At 65.8% G+C, this 11,095-nt stretch carries 12 protein-coding genes and 1 pseudogene; 2 read left to right on the forward strand and 11 right to left on the reverse strand.

Features of this window, described 5'->3' with window-relative positions; translation table 11 throughout:
* Positions 1-2: 2 nt before the first annotated feature.
* The 6 genes from ACZY0Y_RS10490 to ACZY0Y_RS10515 all read right to left on the reverse strand — a co-directional run bounded on the left by ACZY0Y_RS10490 (position 3) and on the right by ACZY0Y_RS10515 (position 4,549).
* Positions 3-509: a GGDEF domain-containing protein gene (locus ACZY0Y_RS10490; protein ID WP_463957887.1), complete on the reverse strand. Its 507-nt coding sequence runs from the start codon at positions 507-509 to the stop codon at positions 3-5.
* Positions 509-1,273: a GOLPH3/VPS74 family protein gene (locus ACZY0Y_RS10495; protein WP_463882283.1), complete on the reverse strand. Its 765-nt coding sequence runs from the start codon at positions 1,271-1,273 to the stop codon at positions 509-511. The genes ACZY0Y_RS10490 and ACZY0Y_RS10495 overlap by 1 nt, the downstream gene beginning before the upstream one ends.
* An 80-nt stretch (positions 1,274-1,353) precedes the next feature.
* The gene (locus ACZY0Y_RS10500; RefSeq protein WP_463882280.1) at positions 1,354-2,343 is read right to left on the reverse strand and encodes a sensor histidine kinase; all 990 of its coding nucleotides are present in this window, start codon (positions 2,341-2,343) and stop codon (positions 1,354-1,356) included.
* Between the two features lie 5 nt (positions 2,344-2,348).
* Positions 2,349-3,023, reverse strand: coding sequence for a response regulator transcription factor (locus tag ACZY0Y_RS10505; protein ID WP_463957873.1), 675 nt, complete (start codon positions 3,021-3,023; stop codon positions 2,349-2,351).
* 1 nt (position 3,024) lies between these two features.
* Positions 3,025-3,765 (reverse strand): DedA family protein, encoded by a 741-nt coding sequence (locus ACZY0Y_RS10510; protein WP_463957875.1) that lies wholly within the window; start codon positions 3,763-3,765, stop codon positions 3,025-3,027.
* Between the two features lie 10 nt (positions 3,766-3,775).
* Positions 3,776-4,549, reverse strand: a complete 774-nt coding sequence (locus tag ACZY0Y_RS10515) for a phosphatase PAP2 family protein (protein WP_463957877.1) — start codon at positions 4,547-4,549, stop codon at positions 3,776-3,778.
* A gap of 160 nt (positions 4,550-4,709) precedes the next feature.
* On the opposite strand from ACZY0Y_RS10515, the gene ACZY0Y_RS10520 reads away from it, so the two are divergent.
* Positions 4,710-5,090 (forward strand): VOC family protein, encoded by a 381-nt coding sequence (locus ACZY0Y_RS10520; RefSeq protein WP_463882269.1) that lies wholly within the window; start codon positions 4,710-4,712, stop codon positions 5,088-5,090.
* Here ACZY0Y_RS10520 and ACZY0Y_RS10525 read toward each other — a convergent pair.
* From ACZY0Y_RS10525 to ACZY0Y_RS10540, 4 genes are all read right to left on the reverse strand, one after another.
* Entirely contained in the window at positions 5,080-6,741 is a 1,662-nt protein-coding gene (locus ACZY0Y_RS10525; RefSeq protein WP_463957879.1) for an alkaline phosphatase family protein, read from the reverse strand. The genes ACZY0Y_RS10520 and ACZY0Y_RS10525 overlap by 11 nt on opposite strands.
* Before the next feature lie 18 nt (positions 6,742-6,759).
* Positions 6,760-7,776 carry an alkaline phosphatase family protein gene (locus ACZY0Y_RS10530; protein WP_463882264.1) on the reverse strand — a complete coding sequence of 339 codons (1,017 nt, stop codon included), beginning with the start codon at positions 7,774-7,776 and terminating at the stop codon, positions 6,760-6,762.
* A 148-nt stretch (positions 7,777-7,924) separates the two neighbouring features.
* On the reverse strand, positions 7,925-8,413 hold the full coding sequence (locus ACZY0Y_RS10535; RefSeq protein ID WP_463957880.1) for a hypothetical protein: 489 nt from the start codon (positions 8,411-8,413) through the stop codon (positions 7,925-7,927).
* Positions 8,404-8,784 (reverse strand): hypothetical protein, encoded by a 381-nt coding sequence (locus ACZY0Y_RS10540; RefSeq protein ID WP_463957882.1) that lies wholly within the window; start codon positions 8,782-8,784, stop codon positions 8,404-8,406. Before ACZY0Y_RS10540 ends, ACZY0Y_RS10535 begins: the two co-directional genes overlap by 10 nt.
* A 317-nt stretch (positions 8,785-9,101) precedes the next feature.
* Between ACZY0Y_RS10540 and ACZY0Y_RS10545 the strand changes: the two genes are divergently transcribed.
* Entirely contained in the window at positions 9,102-9,686 is a 585-nt protein-coding gene (locus ACZY0Y_RS10545; RefSeq protein ID WP_463957883.1) for a histidine phosphatase family protein, read from the forward strand.
* A gap of 44 nt (positions 9,687-9,730) precedes the next feature.
* Here ACZY0Y_RS10545 and ACZY0Y_RS10550 read toward each other — a convergent pair.
* Positions 9,731-10,660: pseudogene (locus ACZY0Y_RS10550) on the reverse strand (NADP-dependent oxidoreductase).
* Between the last annotated feature and the right edge of the window lie 435 nt (positions 10,661-11,095).

Raw genomic sequence — 11,095 nt, forward strand, 5'->3', positions numbered from 1 at the left:
GGTCAACCGCCGGCGGCCCGCCGCATATCGGTCTTCACCCGGTACATGAAGGGACCGGCAGTGATCAGCAGGGCCTTGGTCAACTCCTGGTGTTCCGCCGCGTCGACGCCCGCCGGGACGGCCGTTTCCGCACCGCCAACGGACGGGCCCAGCCGGGGCTCGGTTCCCGCGGTGGTGACGGCATCGGACAGGCGGCTCCGGACCCGGTCGGCAGCTGCCTCCAGTTCCGCCGGGTGCTCCAACCTGGGAATCAGGACAACGAACTCGTCTCCGCTGTAGCGCGTGACGGTGTCGTCGCCACGCACTGCTTGGGAGAGCCTTCGCGCCACGTGTTCCAGGACCCGGTCCCCCGCCGCATACCGTGGTCCGGGTGATCGACAAGAGCTGTGCCGGCTGGCCCTCATGGAGTTCGACGACGCAGAAATCGCGCTGCGGCGCTGGGCCAGCGGCGGGGCTGCTGGAGTCCGCGCAGGCTGGAGACTCCCCCGCATAGCGATTCCGCTCAGCATCACAGAGTTGCGGCTTCTTCCTCTGCCAGCCTGATCATCCGAAGTTCGTCCTCCACCGCGCGGGACGGCCAGTAGTCCTTCGCCAGCTCCCCCGTGCGGCTTCTGTCTGCCGCCGGGAAGAGCTTGCCCAGCAGCCCGGCCGCATGAAGCAGGGCGATCAGCGCTGTGGTCCTTTCGTCGGGAGCTTGGGATTCGGGCTTCCCCGCGTCAGGCTTCGCGTCGTCAGGCGTCCCGGTGTCAGGCGTCCCGGTGTCAAGCACTGGCCCGGCGTCAGGCGCCTTGGAATCGGACGCCCCCGGACCCGGCTGCACCCCGCTGAGTGCAGCTTCAATCTTTTTCAGGAGCGCTGCCTCCGGAGCGTGGTCCTTCTCCGGGTACCGCACTGTCCGGAACCGACCCAGGCGCTTTTCGCCGACATGCTCCACGATGCCCAGTTCCGCCATCCCCTCGTAGGCGCGCTGCACCTCGGCGCGGCCCTCCAGCATGGAGACCCACCGCTTGGGCGTGTGGGGCCGGGATTTGTGACGGATGATCTCCAGCTCGTGCTGGAGGTCCGTTTGCGGGGCGGCGCCGGTAGCCCGGACGCGTTTGCCCTGTAGTTCGATGGCACCGATTAGGTCCAGCTCGGCCAATATGGCCCCCGCCAGAGTGGTCCTGAGCGCGTACAGCGGCACTTCAGGTTTGCCGTCTTTGTCGTTCGTTGCCAGTAGGAGGAAAGCCTGGGGAAGGTTCAGCTCCGCTGCCGTAGTTTTTTCAGCATCCATACGGCCATGGTGGCGCAGTTGCGCCGCCACCACAATGAGGATTTAGTACCGGCTATTCTCCGAGGAACCGCGGCCTGTTCTCAGCGCCGGGCCAGCGGAAGCCTGAGTTTCATCGTCGTACCCTCGGGCCCGGTCCTGGCCACCTCGACGGTGCCGCCGGCGACCGTGGCGATTTCACGGACCAGCGCCAGGCCGATGCCGAAGCTTCGCTGGCCCCGGGTTCCATCCGGGCTGGGCGTCCTGACGAATCGGTCAAAGATCCGGGCCTGGTCCACGCCTGTGATTCCGGATCCCGTGTCCGCCACGCAGACAACCGCCTGGTTGCCCTCGATTCCTGTGCTGATGGTGATGCTCCCGCCGGACCGCGTGTGGGCCAGGGCATTGTCCGCCAGGGCGAGCACGGCCCGCCGCAAGGAGCTCCGGTCGATGCGGGCCAGCGGCTGGCCGCCGTCGGAGAAGGAGAGACGGATGTCCTCCCGGGCCGCGAGTTCCTGCAGGCTTTCAGTAACGGCCCCGGCGACGTCGGCCAGATCCACCGGTTCCGCGGCGGGATCCGGTGCGGCCCCGGTGGCCGCCAGCAGGAGTTCGTTGACGATCCCGGTCAGGGTGGCCGCATCTTCCCGGATCTTGCCCAGGGCCCGCCCCGGTTTGGAGTCCGGGACGGCGTCGCGCTGGGCGAGCTGGATGCGCGCGTCCAGAATGGCCAGGGGCGTGCGCAGTTCGTGGCTGGCATCCTGGACGAACCGCCGCTGCAAGGCCAGCGCTTTCCCCAGCGGCCGGATGGCGCTGCGTGCGCTGAGCCACCCGACGACGCCTGCCAGCACGATCCCCGCCACCCCGGCGATGATCATCGCCTCGATCAGGTCCTTGGAATCGAGATAGGTGTACGCCTCCCCGTGCGCAACGGAGCCGGGCAGGTCGGGGTGCGCCAGCTTGTTCATCAGGTAGACGGTCGCGGCGGCGAGGAGGCAAAGAACCAGCACCGCGCAGGCGGCGCTGATCCGTAAAGCGACTTTGAGCGAGGCCCGCCGGAGCGTGTCCCGGTCCGGTTCGCCTGCCGCGGAGGACATCCGATTCATGGGGCATCGCCGATCTGGTAGCCGACGCCGTGGACCGTTCGGACCACGGCCTTGGAAATCTTCCTTCGGAGGTGGTGCACATACGTGTCGATCAGGCCGGGCTGGTCGGCGGCCTGGAAATGTTCGCCAAGCAGTTCTTCCCGGGTGAAAACCCTGCCCGGTTCGACGGCCAGGGCGGCCAGCAGCTCGGCCTCCTTGGCCGTGAGGGACACCAGTTGCCCGTAGATAGAGCGCACGGAACGCGACGCCGGATCGAAGTCCCAGTCTCCGATGCTCACAGGCGCCGTGGCCGGCGTGAAGGTGCGCGTCAGGGCGCGCAGGCGGGCCGCGAGTTCACCGGCGTCGAACGGTTTGGTCATGTAGTCATTGGCGCCCGCATCGAGCCCCCTGACCTTTTCGTCCGTGGCCCCGAGGGCCGTGAGGATCAGGATCGGCGTCGAAACTCCCTTGGACCTCAGCGCAGTGATCAGGGCGATGCCGTCCATCAGGGGCAGGCCACGGTCGATCACCATCACGTCCCAGGCCTGGGTCAGCGCCAGGTGCAGGCCGTCCCGGCCGTTGCTGGCCAGCCGGATCCGGTAGTCCGGTTCCAGCAGTTCGGCGATCAGCGGTCCCAGGACGCCGTCGTCCTCCACCAGGAGCAGGGACGGCCGGCCGTCAGCGGTTGTCATGTCAGCTATTCTCCCGTGCCATGCCTTCCGCCGGCAGTTCGCCGGCTGTGTCGTCGCTGAGGTCGGCTGCGGGTTCGGCAACGCCGCTGCGGTTCTGGCGCCGGCGTTTCAGGAGCTGGATGCCCCACGGCAGGACGGAGGCGAGGACCATAACGACGGCGATGACGTCGATGTTCTTGGCGACGATCTCATAGTGGCCCAGCCAGGTCCCCAGCAGTGTCACGGACGAGCCCCAGGCCAGTGCCCCGGCGATGTTCCAGAGTGTGAAGGACTTGTACTCATAGCGGGCGATGCCGGCGCTCAGGGGCGCGAACGTCCGGACCATGGGCACGAAACGGGCCAGCACGACGGCGGCGCCTCCGTGGCGGCGGAAGAAATCCTCCGTGGTGGTCAGGTGCGCTGTCTTGAGGATCCGTGCGGCGTCCTTGAACCACCGGCGGCCGTACTTGCGTCCGATCATGTAGCCGATCTGGTCGCCGGCCACCGCAGCGGCGGTGACGACGCCGATGAGCACCGGAAGCGTCAGCTGCAGTTGCTCATGCAGCAGGCCTGCGGTGAAGAGCAGCGAATCACCGGGCAGGAAGGGGAACAGCACGCCGGATTCGATGAACACCATCAGGGAGATGACGCCGAGCGCGGCCGGGCCGAGGCCCTCGAGCAGGCTCGCAGGGTCAAGGAGGGACGGGGTCCCGGCCGCGGCGGATAGTGCGGGGGCGAGTCCTGATGCGTAAATGCCGTGCATGGTCACTCCCTTAGGATCGGGTGGATCGGGTTGAACCGGTTGAGCCAGTTGAACCGGTTAAACGGGGCGAGGCTGCGGCCGGCAGGCGGTTTAGGATGCGCGGAGCGAAACGGTTCCACAGCCCTGCAAGCAGCAACACTGCTGCACTCGCCGCGAGGAACGAGGCAGCCACGTCGGTGGGATAGTGGACCCCGATATACAGCCGCGACCAGGCCACCACCAGGGCCAGCACCACGGCAGCGACGGCGGTGACCTTGGCCCAGCGGGTTCCGCGGGCCAGGAAGTACAGCGCAAATCCCAGCGCGACCGCAAAGGAAACGTGCCCGCTTGGGAAGCTGTTGGAGCCCGTTTCGGGCGAGAGCGGATCGAACAGCAGGGCCGGGTTGGGCCGCTGGCGGGCGATGATGAGCTTAAAGAACTCACTGGCCACCCAGCCGGAGCAGGCGACGAGGCCGAACGCGACAGCCTTCACTAACGACCGGCGGACCACCCAGAGGTAAAGCGCGACGGCGGCAACGAGAACCACGCCGGCCGCCGGGCCGAACACCACGTTCAGGACCATGGCCACCCCGGTCAGGAGCCCGGCATGGTGCTGGCTGAGGTCCTGGTCCACGACGAGTTCGGCCGCGCTGCCACCGGGCACAAGCTGTGCCGTCAGGCCGAGCGTGAGAACTGCCGCCGACAGCAGCGCGCCCCACAGCAGCCAGTGGCTGGCCTGTGGGATGGCCCAGAACGCCAGGCCCGCAGCCGGCTGTGTGCCGGCGGGGTTCCGGGGTTCTGTCACGCGGTCAACTGGGGCTGGTCCAGGCATGGAGTCCTACGGGGTCGGGGCAAGGGCGCTGAGCGGCGCCTGCTTCCACTCTCCCGTGCGGCCTTTAAGAAAGGCTTAAGAAGTTCCGGGGCCGTAGGGGAGCACCTGGTCGGGCGGCGGTACTGTAAGGCGCATGGAGATGCGCCTTGAAGTTGTGCAGGTACCCGTCGCGGATGTCGACCGGTCCAAGTCGTTCTATACCGAGAAGCTGGGCTTTGTCCTTGACCACGATGTCGAGTACATCCCCGGGATGAGGGTGGTGCAGCTGACACCGCCAGGTTCGGCCGCGTCGATCGTCATAGGCACCGGAATGACGGGCATGACGCCGGGCAGCCTCGAAGGGCTGCAGCTCGTCGTACCCGACATAGCTGCGGCGCGCGCCGAACTCCTGGGCCGTGGCGCTGATATCAGTGACGTCCAAGACATGGGTGGAGTGCAGTTTGCCTACTTCGCCGACCCGGACGGCAACCGCTGGGTCATCCAGGGCGCAACGCCGCCGGCTGTCAGTAGGTAGCCGCGTTCGTCAGGATGAGCGGCGGCAAGGGTGCCTGATTGAAGTCGAAGGCTCTGGACAGATCACCCAGGAGAGGGCTGTTTTCACGGACGCCGGGGCGGGCGTCGGGGCGGCCGTCGGTGGCCGGATCGAGCCGCTGGCCGTGCAGGAAATCGTCCTCGATGAACTTGATGTAAGCGTCATGGCTCAGCGTCTGGTGGTCGATGTAGCCCTTCTTCGCATAGGGGCTGATGACAAGGCCCGGGACGCGGAAGCCATAGCCGTTGGCATCGGCCACAGGCGGTGGCACATGGTCGTAGAATCCGCCCCAGTCGTCCCACGTGAGGAATATGGCGGTGCTGTTCCAGCCGGGGCCGTTCATGATGGCGTTGACCAGCCCGGCAACGTACGCCTGTCCGGTGCTGATTTTGGCGGGGGCATGCTCGCTGACCTTGTCTGTTGGCGCCACCCAGCTAACGGCAGGGAGGGTGCCTTGGCGGGCAGCGTCGTAGAAGTTCGTCTGGGACTGGATGTTGCCCAGTTCGCCGTCCTCCTTGACGGTGTCGAAGTACAGGAGGGGATTCCACAGGCCGGGGGTTTTAGCGTTCTGCTTCACGGGGGCGCAGGTCGCGGCGTCGTCGCGGCAGTCCGGTTCGGTGCCGTCGAAGACGTAGTAGGCCCAGGGGACGTGCTGTTGATGGAGCAGGTAGGTCAGGTCGGTCCAGGCGTAGTCGGGCAGTTCGAGCTTCTTGGCGGCTTCGCTGAGCTTCTGCTTCAGGCTGGCCGGTACCGGGGCGGCGTCAACGGCGGCCTGGCACGTGGGGTAGGAATCGGTGGGTTTGCAGCTGGCGCTGACGAGCCGGTCAATGTCCGTGGCGAGATCCGGGCTGATGCCCGCGGCTTGCAGGGCGTCCTGGCACGGCCGGAGATCGAGGCCGGCCTGGCATTTGCCGATCAGGGTCCCGCGGATCATCTCCGGGTCCGGACCGGCGTCGGGATTCTGCAGGGCGTTCACACAGGACGCGGGGTCGCCCGCTTTGGCGCATTTGGCCGACCATTCCGAGACCAGGTACAGGTGGGCCGGCAGGCTCCAGGACGCTGCAGCCGCGAACATGTGGTCCTGGAGGGTGAAGTTCCTTGCGTAGGCCCAGTAGTTGGGCAGGTCACTCCCGTCGTGGTAACCCATCACGTCGGTCTGTTTCGAGCCGTAGTGACAGGCGGTGTCCACCGGTTTGCAGCCGGCGAGGCCCTTTTCGGCCTGGGCGACAAAACCGTCCATGGCGCCGTTGCCGGCGTCCGCGACCTCGTCAGCATGGCTGTGCGGACCCCCGGCGTTGCTGTCGGCGGAATTGTGGAACGGCCGGGAGCAGCCGTTGCGTCCCGGATCCGGCAGACACGCCGTTGGCACCCCGTTCTGCATCGCGATGCCGTCGGCCCCGGGGAAGGTCCCGAAGTAACTGTCGAAAGAGCGGTTCTCCTGCATGATGATCACCACGTGCTTGATTTTCGAAATGCCCTGCGCGGGCGCCGAGGACGGCCCCTGGCCGGACGGAACCAGCAGCAGGAGGACGAGGAGTGTCATGGCGGCGGCCAGGGCGCGACGGCGGCGTGTGGCTTTTGGCTTTGGAGCGGCGCCGGGCCGGGTACCGGCGTTTACTTTCTTTGCGCGCATGACCGACGCATCCGTACCTTACGGCCCAGCGCGATAGACGTCCGTGCCAAAGGCGTTCACGCCCGGTTCGCCGGCGCCGGCGAGGCGTGGGAGGGAGAAGAAATTCTCCATACTGGCCAGCAGGCTGTAGTGGTTATACTGCCGGTCTGAGGTTGTTCCGGGGGCCGTAAACGGTGAGATGACCAGGGTGCCGACTTTGCCCCCAGCCGTTCCGCCCGCGACGCCGGCAGCGGGGCCCTCAGCGCCGCCGTCGGCCTCGTCGAAGGTAATGACAAGCATTCCGTCCTGTTGAAACGCCGGTGAGGCCAGAATCGCCGGAACCTGCTCGCTGAGCCATTTATCGGCGGTCCCCATCCCGCCGGGACTCCCGTCAACGCAAGGGCTGTCGTGCCCGTCGTGGCAGAGGTTCGGAGTGATATAGGAAAGGTTCGGTGTGGTGTCCACTGATTTCAGGTCCTGCTGTAGTGCCGAAAAGGTGACGACGTTCTTGCTGCAGTCAGGCGATGAGGTGACGGATTGGAAATAGACAAAGGGGTTATGGCGGGTGGCGTACTGATCCCCGGGGGCAGCCTTCAGGTGCTCATCCACGGCGTCGAGGACCGGGTGCTGGCAGGGCGACGGCATGTCTTCCATGTAGCCTCGCCACGACTTGCCGGCAGACACCAGCTGGCCGGCCAGGGTGGGAACATCCGCCGGGAAGACGCACCCGTCTCCCAGGAGCCGGCCCTGCGAGTCGGTGCCCGACGACTTAAAGGGCGTGTAGGTGTGGCAGTCCAGGCGGGTGCTGTCGTTGGGCGGTTGACCGGAGATCTGGGCCAGGTAGTTCGGCAGGGAGTTATGGGAGATGCCGTAATAGTCCGTGAGCAGCACCCCCTGTGACCGCATAGACCCGGCGAGATAGGGGGCGGCGGACCCGGTGTCCCACACCCGGTCGTATCCCTTGTTCTCGAGGTTGATCACAAACACATGCCCGGGGGTGCCTGACCGGGACGGGGATTGTCCGGGCTGGCAGGCTGCGGTGGTGGCCAGAAGCATTGCCAGAATAAGAAATGTCCCGGCCACTCGCCACCTGGACGGCCGCTTTCCCGACTCTGCTGTACTCAACCGCGCCTGGAAGTACAAGGGAATGCTCCTGACTGCCCGGCGGCGGCACTCCCTGCCAGCCGTTCGGGACTTGTGGTTCTCAAGGGTAAGTCGGTATGGCGATGTACTGGTTGATGTTCGAGGACCGGAAAGCCGCAAACGTCAACGTGGATTGGCCCCCCTCGGGATTCCCGAGCACTAGGGTCTGGTCGGAAGAGTTCACTCCCAGCAGCGCGTAGGAGTGGTTGGATACCAGCTTGCCGTGGGAATTGGAGGTTCCGAGCGTCACGAGCCCATTCGTGAAATCCTGCTGTACCTGCTCGAAGCTCACGCCCGTCATGGGTCCACCCGGGTTGCGGTCGACTCCCGCTTTGCCGGTGATGGCGTAGAGGCCATTGTGCACATCGTGATCCTGGGCGTCGCTGAGATCGGTGCCTTCGATGCCCTTATAGCCGTTACGGTTCGCGGCAGCCCACCCTTTCTCAATAATCGCCGCCCAGGAAACATTCTTGCCGCCGATGTTTTCGACGCCGTTTCCTATAGGTTTGCCGCGGCGGTGCGGAAGATCACCGTTGACCGTCACCTGCACCGGATCGGGTACCCGTCGTACTTGCTGTGAAATGAAACGGTGTACGTTCCGTTGCCATTATCGTGAACCATATTCGCAATGGTGTCGGGCGCCCGTGCGGCGACTGTCAGCAAGGCCGCGAGGAAGTAGCAGTCCCCGGTGTCGCCCTGCGCGATATTCGTGAGGTCTCCGGAAATGTTCGGTTTGCCTGCGCCATCAAGGGCAAAAAGTACCTGGTTCGGGACGTTCTGGAAGTCTGCACCCTTCGCCGCGGGACTGCTCACCGCAGGCACAGGCCCTCCCGCAGCCGATGGAGCGTTCGGAGCTGGCAGGAAGGTCGCCTGTGAATTAAAGAGGGACGTAATTCCGACAATTACCAGCAACGTAATCAATGAGCAGATGCCTATTGTGCGGTATTTAGCCTGCCTGGACAATGTCCGTTTCATATTGAGCGCCCTCCCATTCTGCGGGCTCCTGCCTGGGCGGCGGCATTGCCGTGGCACGTCCCGACGGCACCCTCGCCGCCCAGCCTGCCTGAGCAATTCACCACGTCACCAACAGCTTGTCCCAGGCAACCGGACTCCCGCAAGGACGGCCGGACGATTCACAGGCAAAATCCCGAGAAGTCACAGCAAGGACATGGGCGCCCACGTCCCGGGCCACGGCTCCGGGATTCAGGGATTCAGGGATTCAGGGGAGAATGGAACTCATGACCCTTACGACGTTCGCCCTTGTCCGCCATGGCCAGACGGACTGGAACGCCCAGCGCCGGCTGCAGGGATCCACCGACATTCCCCTGAACGACGTCGGCCGCGGCCAGGCGCGCGACGCCGTCGCCGTCCTCTCCGATTATGAATGGGACGCGATCGTGTCGTCCCCGCTGAGCCGTGCCGCGGAGACCGCCGACCTGATTGCCGCAGGGCTGGGACTCGGCGCAGCCCGCAGCGTACCGGAACTCACCGAGCGCAGCTTCGGACCCGCGGAGGGCCTGCAGGCCGGCCCCGAACTGGACGCGCTGCGCATCCCCGACGGTTTCCGGGGCGCAGAAAGCGAGGACGGGGCAGCCCGGCGCGGTTTGGCCGCACTGGAAGCCCTCGCCGAGGAATTCCGCGGCAGCCGTGTCCTGGTGGTCGCCCACGGCTCGCTTATCCGTGTGAGCCTCAGCCGTGCCATCGGCCGCACCCTGCAAAGCATCGACAACGCGGCGCTCAACCTGGCCCACCACCATCCCGTTGACGGCTGGGAGCTCGAATACTTCAACGGCGAGCGCGTTGCCGCCGCCGTTCCAGGCTGAGCAGCAGCGTTACGGCCTGCCCTCCGAAGCGTCGAAGGGGCTCATCACGCGGCGCCGTCGACCGTGACCGCAATCTTGCCGCGAGTGTGCCCGTCCATATTGAGCAGGAAGGCATCGGCCGCCTGCGGCAACGGGAACGTCCGGGCAACCTCAACCCGGATTCCGTGCTCGTCGACCAGATCGGCGAGCTCCTGGAGCTCGGCGCCGACAGGGTTCACCCACATCCAGGTGCCACCGTGCTGCTCGACGTCGCTGTCCGCGATGGAGGCGTGGCGGCCCCCGTCGGCCAGAACAGCCAAGGTGGCGTCGAGATTCCCTCCCACGAAGTCCGCGACGACGTCAATGCCCTGGGGGCGCAGGGCACGCACCCGGGACGCAAGCCCTTCGCCGTAGCTGACGGGCTCGGCTCCGCGCGACCGCAGGAAGTCGTGGTTCTTTTCTGAGGCGGTCGCGATGACCTTGGCGCCCAGTGCCGCGGCGATCTGAATGCCCAGGGATCCGACGCCGCCGGCGCCGCCGTGGATGAGCACGGTTTCGCCCGCTTTGAGGCCCAGACGGGTAAGGACTTGATAAGCCGTCAAGCCCGCCAGGGGAAGACCGGCGGACTCGTTCCACCCCAAGGATGCAGGCTTGCGGGCAAGGAGCCGTTCCGGCAGGGCAATATATTCAGCGAAACTGCCACCGTGGACGTAGTCTTTGCGGCCATAGGAGATTACTTCGTCGCCGGGCCGGAAATGCGGCGCGTCGATTCCCACTGAATCGACGACGCCGGCCACATCCCATCCGGGAATCCGGTCGACTGGAAGATCATGGCTGGGTCCAGATAGCCGGCCATGATCTTCCAGTCGACCGGATTCACGGATGCCGCCTTGACTTTGACCAGGACCATTCCCCGGCCCCACCTTTGGCATCGGTTCCTCCGTCAGCTCAAGGACGTCGGGGCTTCCGTATTCGCTGTAAGTTATTGCTTTCATGCAAGGCTGAACAGCTGCCCCCCGGAGGCTACTCAGCAACCGGCGGGTGAGTGCGGCAAATCACCGCACGGCTGTGGTGACACGTTCCCGGTTGCCGGTACGACCCACGGCTACGCGGACGGAACGAGCCTGAAGGCGTAGCGGGCCTCCGGGCCATCGCCTGGGCTCATGGTGAAATCAACTCCTTCGGTGCCCAGCTGCACAGTCGCCTCAAGGACGTCCCCGTCGCAGCCGACCTGCACTGGTGCTTGAATCTCGGCACCTGCCCAGGTTGACACCGATACCTCGGCCTCGGGTGGGCCTTCGCAAACGAAGTGCAGTTAGCCCCAATACCGTTTACTTAGGTGGTTTGGGTATTCGTTTGAGCGGCCAGCCTGACATCTTGCGTTTGACTACGCGGGGGTTGCTTCGTTGTCGGCGTGGTGGCAGGAGGTC

It is taken from the genome of Pseudarthrobacter kochi (assembly GCF_055412805.1).

Bases quoted from the DNA above. Each gene is read 5' to 3' on its own strand.
- ACZY0Y_RS10530 (WP_463882264.1), bottom strand. From the start codon at position 7,776: ATGCTTCTGGCCACCACCGCAGCCTGCCAGCCCGGACAATCCCCGTCC.
- ACZY0Y_RS10505 (WP_463957873.1), bottom strand. From the start codon at position 3,023: ATGACAACCGCTGACGGCCGGCCGTCCCTGCTCCTGGTGGAGGACGAC.
- ACZY0Y_RS10520 (WP_463882269.1), top strand. From the start codon at position 4,710: ATGGAGATGCGCCTTGAAGTTGTGCAGGTACCCGTCGCGGATGTCGAC.
- ACZY0Y_RS10525 (WP_463957879.1), bottom strand. From the start codon at position 6,741: ATGCGCGCAAAGAAAGTAAACGCCGGTACCCGGCCCGGCGCCGCTCCA.
- ACZY0Y_RS10545 (WP_463957883.1), top strand. From the start codon at position 9,102: ATGACCCTTACGACGTTCGCCCTTGTCCGCCATGGCCAGACGGACTGG.
- ACZY0Y_RS10495 (WP_463882283.1), bottom strand. From the start codon at position 1,273: ATGGATGCTGAAAAAACTACGGCAGCGGAGCTGAACCTTCCCCAGGCT.
- ACZY0Y_RS10490 (WP_463957887.1), bottom strand. From the start codon at position 509: ATGCTGAGCGGAATCGCTATGCGGGGGAGTCTCCAGCCTGCGCGGACT.
- ACZY0Y_RS10500 (WP_463882280.1), bottom strand. From the start codon at position 2,343: ATGTCCTCCGCGGCAGGCGAACCGGACCGGGACACGCTCCGGCGGGCC.
- ACZY0Y_RS10510 (WP_463957875.1), bottom strand. From the start codon at position 3,765: ATGCACGGCATTTACGCATCAGGACTCGCCCCCGCACTATCCGCCGCG.